The sequence below is a fragment of the Bradyrhizobium sp. BRP22 genome (assembly GCF_020194175.1).
Lineage (GTDB): Bacteria > Pseudomonadota > Alphaproteobacteria > Rhizobiales > Xanthobacteraceae > Bradyrhizobium.
Genome location: NZ_JADYVX010000006.1, coordinates 239,803 through 255,246 on the forward strand (window position 1 = coordinate 239,803; position 15,444 = coordinate 255,246).

General features: G+C 63.1%; 16 protein-coding genes and 1 pseudogene. 5 read left to right on the plus strand and 12 right to left on the minus strand.

From position 1 onward, the window contains the following. Window positions 1-15 precede the first annotated feature (15 nt). Window positions 16-315: pseudogene (locus I6F35_RS11085) on the minus strand (DUF2478 domain-containing protein); the annotation flags it as partial. Between the two features lie 2 nt (window positions 316-317). Here I6F35_RS11085 and I6F35_RS11090 point away from each other — a divergent pair. Continuing rightward, a complete protein-coding gene (locus tag I6F35_RS11090) occupies window positions 318-533 on the plus strand; it encodes a hypothetical protein (RefSeq protein ID WP_225117697.1) in 216 nt (71 codons plus the stop codon). Window positions 534-542: 9 nt separating this feature from the next. On the opposite strand, the gene I6F35_RS11095 is transcribed toward I6F35_RS11090, so the two are convergent. Continuing rightward, window positions 543-911, minus strand: a complete 369-nt coding sequence (locus I6F35_RS11095; RefSeq protein WP_225117698.1) for a winged helix-turn-helix domain-containing protein — start codon at window positions 909-911, stop codon at window positions 543-545. A gap of 565 nt (window positions 912-1,476) precedes the next feature. Here I6F35_RS11095 and I6F35_RS11100 point away from each other — a divergent pair. Continuing rightward, entirely contained in the window at window positions 1,477-1,692 is a 216-nt protein-coding gene (locus tag I6F35_RS11100) for a dodecin family protein (protein ID WP_225117699.1), read from the plus strand. Window positions 1,693-1,888: 196 nt separating this feature from the next. On the opposite strand, the gene I6F35_RS11105 is transcribed toward I6F35_RS11100, so the two are convergent. Then, the gene (locus I6F35_RS11105) at window positions 1,889-2,161 is read right to left on the minus strand and encodes a hypothetical protein (protein ID WP_225117700.1); all 273 of its coding nucleotides are present in this window, start codon (window positions 2,159-2,161) and stop codon (window positions 1,889-1,891) included. A gap of 118 nt (window positions 2,162-2,279) precedes the next feature. Here I6F35_RS11105 and I6F35_RS11110 point away from each other — a divergent pair, with 118 nt between their 5' ends. Further along, window positions 2,280-3,089: a GGDEF domain-containing protein gene (locus I6F35_RS11110; RefSeq protein ID WP_225117701.1), complete on the plus strand. Its 810-nt coding sequence runs from the start codon at window positions 2,280-2,282 to the stop codon at window positions 3,087-3,089. Window positions 3,090-3,285: 196 nt separating this feature from the next. Beyond that, window positions 3,286-3,744, plus strand: coding sequence for a cupin domain-containing protein (locus I6F35_RS11115; RefSeq protein WP_225117702.1), 459 nt, complete (start codon window positions 3,286-3,288; stop codon window positions 3,742-3,744). A 432-nt stretch (window positions 3,745-4,176) separates the two neighbouring features. On the opposite strand, the gene I6F35_RS11120 is transcribed toward I6F35_RS11115, so the two are convergent. The 3 genes from I6F35_RS11120 to I6F35_RS11130 form a co-directional block, all read right to left on the minus strand. After that, window positions 4,177-5,346 (minus strand): acyltransferase, encoded by a 1,170-nt coding sequence (locus I6F35_RS11120; protein ID WP_225117703.1) that lies wholly within the window; start codon window positions 5,344-5,346, stop codon window positions 4,177-4,179. Between the two features lie 126 nt (window positions 5,347-5,472). After that, the gene (locus I6F35_RS11125) at window positions 5,473-7,086 is read right to left on the minus strand and encodes an acyl-CoA synthetase (RefSeq protein WP_225117704.1); all 1,614 of its coding nucleotides are present in this window, start codon (window positions 7,084-7,086) and stop codon (window positions 5,473-5,475) included. A 55-nt stretch (window positions 7,087-7,141) separates the two neighbouring features. Then, window positions 7,142-7,909, minus strand: coding sequence for an FCD domain-containing protein (locus I6F35_RS11130; RefSeq protein WP_225117705.1), 768 nt, complete (start codon window positions 7,907-7,909; stop codon window positions 7,142-7,144). 142 nt (window positions 7,910-8,051) lie between these two features. Between I6F35_RS11130 and I6F35_RS11135 the strand changes: the two genes are divergently transcribed. After that, a complete protein-coding gene (locus I6F35_RS11135; RefSeq protein ID WP_225117706.1) occupies window positions 8,052-9,266 on the plus strand; it encodes an ABC transporter substrate-binding protein in 1,215 nt (404 codons plus the stop codon). Between the two features lie 258 nt (window positions 9,267-9,524). Here the strand turns inward: I6F35_RS11135 and I6F35_RS11140 are convergent, their stop codons facing one another. The 6 genes from I6F35_RS11140 to ccoG all read right to left on the minus strand — a co-directional run bounded on the left by I6F35_RS11140 (window position 9,525) and on the right by ccoG (window position 15,417). After that, window positions 9,525-10,379, minus strand: a complete 855-nt coding sequence (locus I6F35_RS11140; RefSeq protein ID WP_225117707.1) for a 3-hydroxybutyryl-CoA dehydrogenase — start codon at window positions 10,377-10,379, stop codon at window positions 9,525-9,527. A gap of 164 nt (window positions 10,380-10,543) precedes the next feature. After that, complete coding sequence (locus I6F35_RS11145; protein ID WP_225117708.1) at window positions 10,544-10,996, minus strand: hypothetical protein; 453 nt, start codon at window positions 10,994-10,996, stop codon at window positions 10,544-10,546. Window positions 10,997-11,062: 66 nt separating this feature from the next. Beyond that, the gene (ccoS, locus tag I6F35_RS11150; RefSeq protein ID WP_225117709.1) at window positions 11,063-11,233 is read right to left on the minus strand and encodes a cbb3-type cytochrome oxidase assembly protein CcoS; all 171 of its coding nucleotides are present in this window, start codon (window positions 11,231-11,233) and stop codon (window positions 11,063-11,065) included. Then, a complete protein-coding gene (locus I6F35_RS11155; RefSeq protein WP_225117710.1) occupies window positions 11,233-13,425 on the minus strand; it encodes a heavy metal translocating P-type ATPase in 2,193 nt (730 codons plus the stop codon). Before I6F35_RS11155 ends, ccoS begins: the two co-directional genes overlap by 1 nt. Window positions 13,426-13,435: 10 nt before the next feature. Then, window positions 13,436-13,936, minus strand: a complete 501-nt coding sequence (locus I6F35_RS11160) for a FixH family protein (protein WP_225117711.1) — start codon at window positions 13,934-13,936, stop codon at window positions 13,436-13,438. A gap of 17 nt (window positions 13,937-13,953) precedes the next feature. Next, complete coding sequence (gene ccoG, locus I6F35_RS11165) at window positions 13,954-15,417, minus strand: cytochrome c oxidase accessory protein CcoG (protein WP_225117712.1); 1,464 nt, start codon at window positions 15,415-15,417, stop codon at window positions 13,954-13,956. Window positions 15,418-15,444: the final 27 nt, after the last annotated feature.

Here is a 15,444-nt window from a genome sequence, read left to right on the forward strand (position 1 = left end):
CTTGCCGCGCTCACATCACTTCAACACTTCGCAAACCGTGTTGTGTTCAGCGACCATCGGCTTCGGATATCGCGCCGAGACACGGCTCCACCACGCTTCCAACGCATCGCGGTCGCAGCGGAGGCGGACGCTCATGCCGTCGGCGAACTTGATCCAATGGGCAAAGCGGTGGCTGGGCACGGCGATCACGACCGGGATATCCGCGCTGAGCGCGCGTTCGACCGGATAGCAAAGGCCCTTGCCTTCGCACTCCTGCCGGCCGAAGCGGTTGATGATCAGCACGTCGGCGCCGCGATCGATCGCGGTCGCGATCCGCGTTGCAGCGCCGCTACGGCGACGGCAGCCTCCGCTACGCCTATCCGCTGGATTCCTGGATGGTCGAGCAAGCGAGCGATCCGAGCGTGCGCATGGTGACGCTGCGAACGGTGGATGGCTTCAGCGTCTGCTTTCCGGTTCTCCGCGAGCAGCAGAGCTTGTTGGGAGAGGCGATCGCGGCCGAGGCGCAGTCGGGTGTGTTGCTGCGCGCGAATTGACGGGCCGCTTCACGCCTTGCGCGAGATATCGGTCTGCAATGCCGCCAGTTCCTTGCGCACAGCGCTCGCCGCGTCGCGTTCGATCTTGCGATAGCGCGCGACCAGGGAGAGGCCGAACGGCGTCAGCATCGCGCCGCCGCCATTCTTGCCGCCGGTCTGCCGCTCGACCGCGGGATGCCGGCCGATGCGGTTGATCTCGTCGACCAGGTCCCACGCCCGCTTGTAGGACATCTCCATCGCGCGTCCGGCGGCCGAGATCGATCCACAGTCGCGGATATGCTCGAGCAGCTGGATCTTGCCGGGCCCGATCCTCTCGTCGCTATCGAGATCGATGCGAACGCTCAAATGTGGAAGCGATTTGGCGCCCGGTTTTGACATGCAGAATCCGTTGGTTGCGTCTGTTCCTTAGAGCATGATCCGGAAACGTGGAAACCGATTTTCCGAAAAGATCATGCTCAAACAAAGAATGCCATTGAAGCTTTTCACGGACAAGATGAGCGCCGGCCGATAACGCCGCAGTCGGCGGCGGCCGGCGCTCCTGCACTGGAGAAAGTCGCTCACCTGCTACTTGAGCGGAACAGCCGTGATTGCGAACGGACCGGGATCCCCTTGTTGGGACCGATCAGGTTCCTGATGGACCTGGGTGAATGAGGCGGTGCCTCGGCGGGACGACCGTCTGTCGACGATCATTCACTGCGCCCTGCAGGACCGGAACTCCGTAGCTCTTCCGGCCCCGCTGTTCGCAGTCGATATATACATCAACATACAACGAGACGAAGGCCGCCGATTTTCGTGCGTTGCACTTCAGTGCGCTGCAAGCAGATGAAGGGGGCAACTTCAGGCTGCGGCGCCGCCGCGTCCTTTCAACCCCAATGTCGTGATGCTAGTTTCGGCGCCGGCAGGGAGCACCTGCTTCCTGCTTCATTCCGAACGGGAGGACGACATGCCTGAGAGCGTCTACAAGGTCATCGAACTGATCGGTACCAGCAGCGAATCCTGGGAAAAAGCCGCGGCTAACGCGGTCGGGCAAGCCTCAAAATCTCTCCGGGATCTTCGCGTCGCAGAGGTGGTCAAACTCGATATGCAACTCGACGCCAGGGGGCAGGTGGAGGCCTATCGCGCCAAGCTCAACGTTTCGTTCAAGTTCGAGGGCTCCTGACGTTTTCGCAACCTCGCCCCGCTCGCGGGGCGAGGTTGAGCGTTATATGCTCAAGCGACCTCAATTCCTGGTTTCGGAGGATCAAACATCCCGCTCGTTTGGCTCACGAGATCCGCCGCGCCAATTGGATGGTTTTCAGCCGAAAGCGATAACCATTTGATTACCTTGCACTGCAAACCGCTTGCGCTCCCACCATTTAGGTAACGATCTCTGACGTATTAAGGCGGCCGATCCTGTCACGGCCGGACGTCATGCTTCTCGACCAGTTTTCGATTCTCGTCGCAATCGGCTTCTCGGGCGCGTCCCTTGGCCTGACGCTCTGCATGATGTGGGCCGTCGGAAAATCCGAAACCCACTTGCTGAGCTGGTCGATCGGCCTTGCCTTCATCGTCGGCGGGGTAGCCTTCTTCGGCAGTGTCGTTGAACGGTACGACGCCAATCGACTGCTGGTGTCCTTCGTGCTGCTCATTTTCGGCTTCGGGCTGCTCTACGCAGGCTCAGCCAAATTCTGCTCGAGCCGGTTCAATTGGTTCACCGTGCTTGCCGTTGCCGGCCTCGGCATTTTGTTCACTTCCGCTGCGTTCGCGATGGGCTATTCCGGCACCGGTACGATCTTTGCCAATATCGCGATCGGCATGCTGCTGCTTCTGGCCGCGATCCAATACTGGGCGGCGCGCGCCGAATCTCCGCTTCTGATGGCCGCCAATGCGACGCTCTATCTGATCGCGTCAGCATCGTTCGTCGCCTGTGGCTACGCCCTCGCTGAACAGGGCCAGTTCGTCCTGACGGCCCGTCCGTCCAATTGGGCCGAAGACGTCAATTCCATCGTTGTGATCGCCGGATTGACCGGCATCGGCACATTGTCCCTCACCCTCAATCAGGCGCGGATCGCGAACCGGCACAAGTCGGAAGCCATGACGGACGCCTTGACCGGACTCCTGAACCGGCGCGCGCTGTTTGATGGTCCCCCGGGCCATGTCCCGGTTGGCACCGCCGTGGTGGCGATGGATCTGGACTACTTCAAGACGATCAACGACCGCTTCGGACACGATTCCGGCGACCGGACGTTGAGGGCCTTTGCCGAAATCATCACTGCAAATATTCGTTCAGACGATCTGGCCGCGCGAATAGGCGGCGAAGAATTCTGCATCGTCATGCTGAACTCCAGCCCAAGGGCGTCGGCAGCCGTTGCCGAGCGCATCAGAGCGCAGATCGAGGCGATGTCCGTCCCTACTGCCTTGGGCCCCATCCGCACCACCGTGAGCGGCGGAATTGCCTGCGCCACCGGATCGGAAACGATTCAGTCGCTGCTGATCCGTGCGGATGAAGCTCTCTATGAAGCCAAAACCTCCGGCCGCAATCGCGTCAAGCTCTCGGACTTCGGATTGGCTGCCTAGGGCCTGCCGTCGCGGGCTCACATGAACGATGAAGCGGGCACCGACCTGTTTCGCAGGATGTAAGTCAATATCTCTGCCTTTATAATTCGCCTTCAGGTAGTGTAACTTGCATGACACGCGGCGCTCAGCCTCAAAGTCACGCTCGCCGCGTTGCGATCTGCGTTCTCTTGCTGCACAGAGCTTGGGAGATACTCTCATGAAAAAATTGCTTCTGACGGCGACCAGCTTGATTGTGCTGTCTGTTTCGGCAACTGCACAAGATACTCAAGTCCGGGTGATGCCTGAGGCGGTCGTATGGAAAGATAATCCAGCCTTTCCGAAAGGCGTTCAGGTTGCCACCTTGGTCGGCGATTCCAGCAAAAAGGGCGAAATTGTTGTTTTGCGCATCAAGTTTCCAGCGAATTTCCAAATGCCTCCGCACACGCACCCCTATTCTGAAGTTGTCACGGTCATAAGCGGGGCAATCGGCAGCAGTCATGGTGAGAACTTCGAAAAGAAGGGTGATCTCCTGAAGCCAGGCTCGTTATGGGTGTACCCTGCGAAACACCCGCATTACGCGTGGACCGGAAGCGAGGAAGGAATACTTCAGGTTCAGTTCATTGGCCCAGGTGGCATCGATTACGTCAATCCTGCTGACGATCCACGCAAACAGTAGCGGCAGGCTCGGCGCGGGGATTATTTTCTAATCACCCGCTTTGACGGGGCGTCGAACCTCGCTACGGGCCGATCGGTCTGCCAAAGCTCCACATCGTGGCTGTCGACGAGACGCATCGCGGATTTGATCGCCGACTCATCATCGACACACTCTATCTGGACCACTCCAATGGACCGGCCGTGCAGCCCAACGATATATGCATGATAGACCGGCATCCTAACCTCCCAGGCAGGCTAACGCCGTGCTGGTGAATGTGGAGGACCCGACGCGCAAAGCGGACAATCAGCTTCCGTCTCGATCGCTGCGGCGGGGCCGAACGCTTGCCCAGAAGATGAATGGGACGGCGTATGAATTCCATGGCGACCGCTTCGTCCCTTTATAGGCGCCAAATAATGCCGCCCGGGCCTGAGCCGCGCGTTGCCGACCCTTCCGTCAGATCATGCGCGCGACGACCGGAATCTTTCGCAGCAGGATGGTCGCGCCCCAACTGATGAAGAGCGTGCCGAGGAAGACGATAGCGAATTTGACGAAGACCGGCAGCGCCGGCTCGTAGACCAGATATTGCAGCCAGATCAGCGGAACGAAATGCACGAGATAGATGCCGTAGGCCGAAGGCCGCATCGCATCGAGGAAGCGAAACCGTGATCGCGCAAAGTGCAGGAACAGCGCCGGCACCGCGAACGTCATCGCCGCGTTGAACATCGCAAAGCAGAGGCCATAGGCGGTATGCCACCACAGCGGCGGTGAACGGAAATCCGGCAGCACGCTGTGATGGACATAGACCAGAAGCAGGATGACGCCGTAGAACGCGAACCCGCAGGTGAGCCACAGCAGCCAGCGTTTCGCCACCTCCCCGTCCTCAGCCAGCATCCCGCCTCTCAGGTTGACGGCACCGACCGCCACACCAGTGAAGAAGTAGCCGATGTAAAGCAGGATGCGGCTGGTCTGGATCGGCAGCGGATAATGGCCGGGCACCAGCCAGGCGGAATCGCCGAACTGCAACCGTAACGGCAGATAGATGATGATCGAGAAGACCAGGAACGCCGCGAACGCCGCCATCGGCCGCTGGCGAAAACCATCGGCGAACCGCCCAAGTGCCGGGATGGCGCGGGGTGCCACGGCCCAAAGCAGCGCGGCCATCGCGTCGAGCGCAAGCAGCACCCACAGGAACCAGGCCGACCCCGACGACCACGGGCCGACCGTGACCATGTGCCAATAGAACTGCGGGAAGCTGAGCTCCGTCACATGGTAGCGGTAGTAGGCGATCGGCATCAGCACGAAGATCGATACCAGATACGGGATGCCCAGCCGCCAGGCGCGGCTGCCGAGAAAGTTCGCCGCTCCCCTGCGCGTCAGGCTATCGTGAACGAACAGGCCCGAGATGAAAAACATGCAGGCCATGAAGAAGCTGTCGTTAAACAGCGCGATCAGGTCGAAGCCAAGCCATCGCATCCGGTCGCCGCCAATGCCGAAATGGGTATAGTTGATGACGCCGTGGTACAGCACCACCAGGAAGGTGATGAAGGTGCGGGCACGATCGAGCGGAACGATGCGCACCCCGGCCGTCACGGCCAATTCGGTGTCGCCGGATTTCTTGAGCATCGGCCCCTGCGCGTCGCAATGATGCTTCGTCGCCGTCGTGATAGGCCACGGCAGCGACATAACCATACACCGTCGCTTAGGGGAATCCGAGTGATCCGTTCACGCCCGCTCAGGCGTCAGGATTTCTCAGCCCGCGAAATTTTTCTGAATCGCACGATCGAGTGTTTCGCCGCCAAGAAAACGCTTGCGCAATTCCCGCTTCAGCAATTTTCCGCTGGGGTTCTTGGGCAGGCTGTCGACGAAGATTACGCGCTTCGGTACCTTGAAATGCGCCATCTGGCCGGCGCAGTGCGTGATGACGGTCTCCTCATCCAGCGTTTGGCCGTTCTTGACTACCACGATCGCGGTCACCGCCTCGATCCAGCGCGGGTCCGGCAGGCCGACCACCGCGACTTCGGAGACCGCCGGCAGCCGATAGACCATCTCCTCGACCTCGCGGCTTGCGACATTCTCGCCGCCGGTCTTGATCATGTCCTTGACGCGGTCGACCACCGTGACGTGCCCCTCTTCGTCGACGGTGGCGAGATCGCCGCTGTGGAACCAACCGCCGTCAAAGGCCGCTTCGGTCTTGGCCGGATCATTGTAATAGCCTGACAACAGATGCGGCGAGCGGTGGACGATCTCGCCGACTTCGCCCACCTTGACGTCCTCCATGTCGGCGTTCACTACGCGCGTCTCGACATTGAGCGCGGGCTTGCCGGCCGAGCCTGCCTTGCGCAGTTGATCCTCGGGCTTCAGCACCGTCGCAAGCGGCGCGATCTCGGTCTGGCCGTAGAAATTCCAGAACTTGACCCCCGGCAGGCGCCGCTGCAATTCGAGCAGCACCTCCACCGGCATGATCGACGCACCGTAGTAACCCTTTTGCAGACTCGACAGATCGGTCTTGTCGAAGGCCGGCGAACGCAGCATTGCGATCCAGATCGTCGGCGGCGCAAAGAACGCGTTGATCTTGTAGGCCGCGATCAGCGAGAGGATATGATCGGGCACCGGCTTTCCGGTAATCACGTTGGTGGCGCCGAGATAGATGCCGGGCCCGAGGAAGACGTCGAGCTGCGCGCAGTGATAGAGCGGCAGCGCGTGCAGGATCGTATCCTCCGCCGCCATGCCGCCGTCGATGATGCAGCTCACATATTGCCACATCACCGCTTCATGGGTCAGCACGGCGCCCTTCGGCAGCGACTCCGTGCCGCTGGTATAGATGATCTGCGCGACGTCGCGGCTGTCGACGGAGGCGGCGAGCGGCGAGGCGTCGGTGGCAAGCAGGTCCGCAAAGGTGGCGATGTCCTTCGGCGGCTCGGCCGCATCCTCGCCCGGGAGCCAGATCAGCTTCTCGACCGCGGTGCCCTTCGCGGTCGCGGCGCGGCCGGCCTCGACGAGATCGGGGCCGACGGCGAGCAGCCTCGCGCCGGAATTGGCCAGGATGAAATTGATCTCGTCCGGATTCAGCATGAAGTTGATCGGCACCAGAATCGCGCCGATCTTGGCGAGCGCAAAGCGCAGCGCCGCAAAGGCATGCGAGTTGCGCGACAGCACCGCGACGCGGTCGCCCTTGTTCACGCCGAGACCGCCGAGGCCGCGGCCAAGGCGATTGCAGATCGCATCCATCTCGGCATAGGTCCAGTTCACATCACCGCAGATCAGCGCCGTCTTGTCGGGATAGCGCCGGGCTGAGCGGCGCAGCAGATCGCCGATGCTTTGCTCGCGCGCCTTCTGGATGGTCGTGGTGATGTCTGCGGTCATGTTTCCCTCCCTGAACGTCCGCTGTTTCTGTCTGGTTCGGACGATTTGTTTCGTTCTATTTGTGCCGAACCGCCTGTGCGTGCTCCATGTACATATGCTCGACCGACCGGTCGAGGGACGCGATCCGCTCGAAGCCGCGGCGCCAGTCCTGCAGGTGACGTCGCGTCCACTGCACGCCGGCAGCCTTGTCGCGCCGCTGGATCGCCTCCAGGAGGTGGCGATGCGCCTCGACCAGGCGCGAGGCGCCCTGCGCGACATGACTCACGATCATCTCGGTGGTCGGAAAGAACAATTGCGCGGCCGGCTCGCGCGCAAGCTGCAGCACGCGGTTGTGCGAGGCTTTTGCCACCAACATGTGGAAATCCGCGTCGCACTCGGCGAGCGCCGCGGCATCGCCGATCACCCGCTCGCTCCGCGCGAGATTGTCGGCAAGCTCGGCGATGTCCTCTTCCGTGGCCCGTTCGACCGCGCATTCCGTGCTCGCGACCTCGAGCGTCATCGACGCCTCGAACAATTCGCGGAACGTGACCTCGTGGAGCACCAATGCGCGGCTGAGCCGCGTCGCGAGCTTGTTGTAGCGCGGCAGGCAGGCCTGCAGGCGGCGACTGGAATCACGCCGCAGCAATCCGCCCTCCTCCAGCACCCGGATCCCCTCGCGCACCGTGGAGCGGTTGACGCCGAATTGCCGCACCAGTTCGAGCTCGGTCCCGATCGGGTCGCCCGGCTTGATCCGGCCGCTGACGATCTCGCGTTCGATCGCGTCCGCCACCTTCTGGTAGGCGGGCGCGACGTCGATCCGTCGAAATAGCGGGGAAACAGGCAAAGCCGGCCTCAATGTCGATTGTCCGACAAAGTAGCTCGGCCACGAGGATGCGTCAATTCGGCCCGTTTCAAGGCCGATTGACTTCCCTGGAACCCAAATCTACTTTGTCCGACAAACTGATAAAAACACGGAGGAGACCCCCATGAAGCCCATCGCCAGGATGGTGTCGGCCGCTTGCCTGTTATCGGCGCTAGCGATCGTATCAGCATCCGCGCAGCAGCCCGCCGCGACACCGCTGAAGATCGGCGTGCTCACCGATTTCTCGTCTGTCTATTCCGACATCGGTGGCGCGGGAAATGTCGAGGCCACCAAGATGGCGATCGAGGAGTTCGGCGGCAGCATGTTCGGCAAGCCGATCGAGATGGTCTCCGCCGACGTGCTGAATAAGCCTGACATCGCGGCCTCGATGGCGCGCAAATGGTGGGAGAACGAAGGCGTCGACATGATCATCGATTTGCCGACATCCGCCACCGCGCTCGCGGTGATGGAATTGTCCAAGCAGTACGAAAAGATCATGATCGTCACCGATGCTGCGAGCTCGGACATCACCGGTAAATCCTGCGGTCCCTATGTCGCGCACTGGACCTACGACACCTATTCCAACGCTCACACGGTCGGCAGCGCCATCGTCAAGAACGGCGGCGACACCTGGTACTTCATCACCGCGGACTATCTGTTCGGCCATTCGATCGAGCGCGACACCGGCGATGTCGTGAAGACAGCCGGTGGCAAGGTGCTCGGCAGCGTCAGGCATCCGCTCAACACGCCGGATTTCTCCTCCTTCCTGCTGCAGGCCCAGGCCTCCAAGGCCAAGATCATCGGGCTTGCCAATGGCGGGGGCGACACCATCAACACCATCAAGCAGGCCGGCGAATTCGGCATCGTCGCCGGCGGGCAGAATCTCGCGGCGATCGTGATGTTCATCTCTGATGTGCACAGCCTCGGGCTGAAGCTCGCACAGGGACTGATCGTCACCGAGGCCTACTACTGGGACCTCAACGACACGACCCCCGCCTTCGGCAAGCGCTTCTTCGAGCGCATGAAGCGGATGCCGACCATGAACCAGGCCGCGACCTACAGCGCGACCCTACACTATCTCAAGGCGGTGCAGGCCGCGGGCACCAAGGAGACAAAGCCCGTGATGGCCAAAATGCGCGAAATGCCGGTGCGCGACGCCTTCACCGACAACGGCGTGCTGCGCGCCGACGGCCGCATGGTGCACAGCATGTTCCTGTTCGAGGTGAAGAAGCCCGAGGAATCCAAGGCGCCCTGGGACTATTACAAGCTGCTGGCTGAGGTCCCCGGCGACCAGGCCTTCCGCCCGCTGAAGGACGGCGGCTGCCCGCTGGTGAAGTGACGGACGTTATCGTCCCCTTCTCCCCTTGTGGAAGAAGGTGGCGTGAAGCGCCGGATGAGGGATCTCTCCGCGGGCGACAGCGCGAGTGGAGAGAACCCCTCACCCGAACGAGTTCGTTGCAGACGCGTGAGCGGCCCTCTCCCACAAGGGGCGAGGGCACATCAACTGGCACCGCGCCCGCGTCTCCAACATTGCAACGACGTCGCAGGGTGAGCAAAGCGCAGCGTGCCCATCCTACGGAACCTCGCGGCGCGTGCCTCACGCCTTGCCGTAGTCGTAGAACCCCCTGCCGGTCTTGCGGCCGAGATAGCCGGCGTCGACCATCTCCTTGAGCAGGGGCGCCGCGCGATACTTGGGATCGTTGAATCCCTTGTAGAACACGTCCATCACCGACAGCATGGTGTCGAGCCCGATCAGGTCGGCAAGCGCCAGCGGGCCGATCGGGTGGTTGCAGCCGAGCTTCATGCCGGCGTCGATCTCCTCGGCGGTGGCGATGCCCTCCTGCAGCGCGAAGATCGCCTCGTTGATCATCGGGCACAGGATGCGGTTGACCGCGAAACCGGGGCTGTTCTTGGCCGTGATCGGCACCTTGCCGACGCGCTTTGCGAACGCTTCCGCCTTGGCCAGCGTATCGTCCGAGGTCTGGAGGCCGCGGATCAGTTCAAGCAGCGCCATGACAGGCACCGGGTTGAAGAAGTGCATGCCGATGAAACGATCGGGCCGATCGGTCGCGGTCGCAAGCTTGGTGATAGAAATCGAAGACGTGTTGGTGGCGATCAGCGCGCGCGGGTTCAGCGTCGCACTGAGGTCCTTCAGGATCTTGAGCTTCAGGTCCTCGTTTTCGGTCGCCGCCTCGATCACGAGGTCGCAGGCCGCAAGCCTGGCCTTGTCGGTAGTCGCGTTGATGCGCCCGAGCGCGGCGTTCTTGTCGGCCTCGGTCATCTTCTCCTTCTTGACCAGGCGGTCCAGGCTGCTGCCGACGGTCGCCAGTCCGCGCTGCACGGCCGCATCTGAGATGTCGACCATCACCACCTGGAGCCCGGCGGCGGCAGAGACCTGGGCGATGCCGTTGCCCATAGTGCCCGCGCCGATGATGCCAACGGTTTCGATCATTGCTCGTATCCTTCTCGTAAAACGCGCAGGCCTTGCGCCGGCGCACACAGACGGTCGCAGCGACCAGCCGGCCGCCGCCGATGCCCATGGTTAGCAGGGCCTCGCGTCCAAGGATACGGGACAATTTTGGCCACCCGGCGCGATCCGGCGCCGGGTTCAGTCGTTCAGCAGCAGCACGGCCCGCGGAGCAGAAGATCGGTCCGGTCCGGCTGCTGCTTCATCCCGAGCGTGTCGATCGTGTAGGCGTTGGCGCAATAGTCGCGATGATGCTCGGCCGCCGTCCCCGCTTCGAGCTCACGATTGCAGCGGGATTTTTCCACGCAGAGCGCGCAGACCCGCCTCATGTCCTGCAGCACGCCCGGTTCCCTGCGCAGGACCACGCTTTCGTCGATGCCGACCGCATTCAGCATCTTTGGCAGTTCATCGGCGCCATGAGGCCCGCGGGCGACCAGCGTCTCAAGCTCGGCCGGCGAGATGCGGAGATCATGCGCAATGGAGCAGGTCTCCGCCTCGCTGAGGCTGCGAATTTCGCCGATGTCGCGGAACCGTTCGACAAAGCCCGTGAGCTTGCCGATCAGCCTGCCCGCGATCGATTCCGTTCCTGTTGCCGATGCCATGGCAATCCTCCCGTCCTTCTGCACATTCAGTATCGGGCCGCGGGAGATGGCCGTCATTGCGCCAAATCAAAGGCCGCGCTTGGGAGCGGCGGGCGTCTCGTCATCGTCGGAGATCGCCCGCCAGGCAGCGCCTTCGAGATCGTCATACTGGCCGTTCTTCAGCGACCAGAGGAATCCGAGCAGTCCGAACAGGCCAAGCAGCAGCGCCAAGGGCACCAGGAACGCGATCACTTCCATCACACCTGCTCCTGCCGCACACGACGTCCGCGCAGCGCATTCAGCATCACCAGGATCGAGGAGGCCGACATCGCCGCGGCCGCGATCAGGGGCGTCACGAAGCCGAGAATCGCGATCGGCACCGCGAGGAAATTGTAGCCGACGGCGAGGTAGAGGTTCTGCCGCATCAGCCGCAGCGCCTTGCGCGAATAATCGACGGCGGCGATAACGGGCGCGAGCGGCTTGCCGAGGAAGACGAGATCGGCGGTCGCCTGGCTGAGATGCGCGGCCGAGATCGGTGACATCGAGACATGCGCGGCCGCCAGCGACGGTGCATCGTTCAAGCCGTCGCCGACCATCATCACCTTGAAACCCTGCCGCTTCAGTTCCTCGATGCGCGCGATCTTGTCTGCCGGCGTCACACCGGCGCGCCATTCGGGAATGCCGAGCGTCTCGGCCGCCGCCCGCACCGCGGGCTCGCGATCTCCCGACAAGATCTCGACCGCGATGCCACGCCGCTGCAACGCCGCGATGGTCTCGCGCGCGTCCGGCCGCAAGCCCTGTCGCACCGCGAACACGTAACGCTTCTCGCCGCGGGCGAACGCGACCACGGAGGCCTCGGGATCGCCGCTCAGGATCTCATCTGCAAGAGGCTCCGCCTTGCAGAATGACGGGCGGCCGAGCCTGACCTCTTCGCCGCCAAAGCTGCCGCGCACCCCCTGCCCCGGCTCCTCCGTGACGCCGGGCAGCGGCGATTTCGCGCCGGCTGCGCGTGCCAGCGCCGCAGCGACCGGGTGGTGGCTTGCGAGCGCGAGCCGGCCGGCCAGTTCGAACATATCGGCCGGCACGGACGTGGAATTCACCACGTCGAGCTCGGGCAAGGTCAGCGTTCCCGTCTTGTCGAAGATGATGCGGTCAACCTCGGCGACGCGCTCGATGGCATCGCCCGAATTGATCAACACGCCGGCACGGAACATCGCGCCCGCGGCAATGGTCTGCACCGTCGGGATCGCAAGCCCGAGCGCGCAGGGGCAGGTGATGATCAGCACCGCGATCGCAGTGATGACGGAATCGTGCAGGCTGGCACCGGCGATCAGCCAGCCGATCATGGTCAGAAGCGCGGTCGCATGCACCACCGGCGCATAGAGCCGCGACGCACGGTCGGCGAGCTGCACATAGCGCGAGCGTGCCTGCACCGCGTGGTCGAGCAATCGCTGGATCTCCGCCAGCAGCGTGCCTTCGGCCGCCGCCGAGACGCGGATACGCAAGGCGCCGGAGATATTCAGCGAGCCGGCATAAACCGCGCTGCCGGCCTCGACCGCCGCATGCCGCGTCTCGCCGGTGATCAGGCTTTGGTCGATCTCGGACCTTCCGTCGACCACCGTGCCGTCGACCGCCGAGCGCTCGCCGGGGCGCAGCAGCACGATATCGCCGGCCCTGATCGCCGCGGCGGGCACCACTGAAATCTCGTCGGGTCCCACGAATTTCGTCGCGGTCTCGGCCTTGAGCGCAGCAAGATTGCCGGCGACCGCGCGGGTACGCCGCCGCATGCTCTGGTCGAGATAGCGGCCGACCAGGAGAAAGGTGAGCAGCATGATCGCCGCGTCGAAATAGGCATGCTCGGCATGTCCGATGGTCTCGACGATGGACATGCCAAGCGCCAGGATCACGCCGATGCTGATCGGCACGTCCATGTTGACATTGCCGGTGCGCAGCGCGTTGAGGGCCGAGCGGAAGAACGGCTGGCCGGCATAGGCGGCTGCCGGCAGCGCGATCAGCGCCGACATCCAATGGAAGAAATCGCGCTGCTCCGGCAGCATGTCGCTGACATTGCCGGACCACACCGGGATCGACAGCATCATCACGTTCATGGTCGCGAACGCCGCAACCCCGAGGCACCGCAGCAGGAAGCGTGAGTTCTCGACCTCGGCGGCCTCCGCGCTGACCGTCTCGAACGGATAGGCCTTGTAGCCGAGCTCGGCGAGGCGATCGATGAAGCGCGCCGGGTCAAGCGCGCCCTCTTTCCATTCCAGCGCCACGCGGCGGTCGGTGAGGTTGACGCGCGCCAGCGTCACATCGGGAATCGCCGAGAGCCCGCGTTCGATCTTCGACATGCAGCCGGCACAGCTCACGCCCTCGACCGCGAGGTCGATATGCGCCAGTCCCGCGCCGAGATGCTTGACGTAGTGTGAAAAGTCCCGTGTCGCCTGCATCGCGCCCTCTTCAGTTCAGCACCACGCGATTCCTGGACAGGAACACGCGCCGCCCCTGGGCCTCGCTCTCCAGCACCAGCTCCCATTGCCCGGGACCGATCGCCCCGCCCTTGCCGTGGTAGCGGCCGCCGCCGGCTTCCGACAGCTCGATCGCCTGGTCGGCGCGTCGGTCGGTCGGCCGCTCCAGGCGAGAGGTGAACAGCAATCCGGTCAGCGGCCTGCCATTGCCGTCGCGCGCTTCGATTTCGAGCGCGGTGCCGCCACTGGCCTCACGCGCCAGATGGGCGTCGACCTTCCAGTTGCGGGCATCCTGCTCGCGCGCCGCGACGATCTCCTTCTCATAGGCGAGGCTCGCCGCGTAGGCGCTGTCGACATCGGTGCCGGGCAGCGTCACGGTTGCAAGCTTGATCATGGTCACATTGACACCGATCACCACGCCGAAGAATGCGACCAGCATCACAAGCACCTTGCGGCCGGTCAGCGGCTTCTCCGATCCATATTCCCTGCTCATGACGGCCCTGCTTCTTGTTACGGCGTGACGAAATTGTCGGTGGTGGAGGCGACTTCGCCGAGACCGATATCAGTGACGCGGAATTTCACCGGGATCGATTTCTCAGGATTGCGGTCGGACGGAGCGGTGACCAGCACGCGCAGCTCGGTGGTGCCGTCGCGCCCGAGCACGATCATGGGACGATCGGGCGTGATCGAGTCGCCGCCGACGACATGGAGCTTGGCATCCTGTGGCCCGTCGATGTCGATCGCCACCACGCGGTCGAAGCCGCGCTTGTTGAGGAAGCGGACGGTATAGGCATTGCGGATCGAGCCGTCGCTGAGCTTCACCGCGACCGGGTTGCGGTCGTGCAGCACGTTGATGTCGAGCAGCGAACGTGTCGCGAGCGTATAGAGCATGATGCCGCCGACCAGCGCGATCAGCGCGACATAGGTGATGGTGCGCGGCCGCACGATGCGGTAGATCGGCGCCTTGCCTTCCATCCGGCGCTGGATGTTGATGTCGTTGTCGTAGCCGATCAGCCGCGTCGGCCGGCCGATCTTCTTCATCACGTTGTCGCAGGCGTCGATGCACAGCCCGCACTGGATGCAGTCGAGCTGCGGCCCGTTGCGGATGTCGATGCCGGTCGGGCAGACCGCGACGCATTGATAGCAGTCGACGCAGTCGCCGGCGTGCTGGCCGAGCGCGCGCAGTTCGTTCGCCTTCTTCACCGACATGCGCTTTTCGCCGCGGTCATAGCGATAGGTGACGTTGAGCGCCCATTCGTCGGTCAGCGCCGCCTGGATGCGCGGCCACGGGCACATGTAGACGCAGACCTGCTCCCGCATGAATCCGGCGAGCAGATAGGTCGTCGCGGTCAGGATCGCGATCCAGATATAGGCGATCGCCGGCGCCTGGAAGGTGACCAGCTCTTTGACGAGCGTCGGCGCGTCTGTGAAATACAGCACCCAGGCGCCGCCGGTCCACCAGGCGATCATCAGCCAGATCGAATGCTTGAGCACGAGCTCGGAGATGCGTTCCAGCGTCCAGCGATGGGCGGATGCGTCCTTCTTCATCCGCTCGCGCCGGTCGCCCTCGACCAAGCGCTCGACCGCATAGAACAGGTCCGTCCACACCGTCTGGGGGCAGAGATAGCCGCACCAGATGCGGCCGCCGACCGAGTTCATCAGGAACAGCGTGATCGCGGCAAGGATCAGGAGCCCGGTGAAGTAATAGACCTCCTGCGGCCACAGCTCGATGAAGAAGAAATAGAAGCGGCTGTTCGGCAGGTCGATCAGGACAGCCTGGTCAGGCGCGCCGAGACCGCGATTCCAGCGTACGAACGGCAGGAAATAGTAGACGCCGAGGCAGAATGCCATCAGGCCCCATTTGATCCGCCGGAAGGTCCCGGAAACCTTCTGCGGGTAGACCTTCTTGCGGGCCGCATAAAGCGGCCCGAGTTCTTCGACTTGATCCGGGTCTATCTGGACGATCTTGTTCATGGGCCGGGATTCTTCTGGCATCGCAGC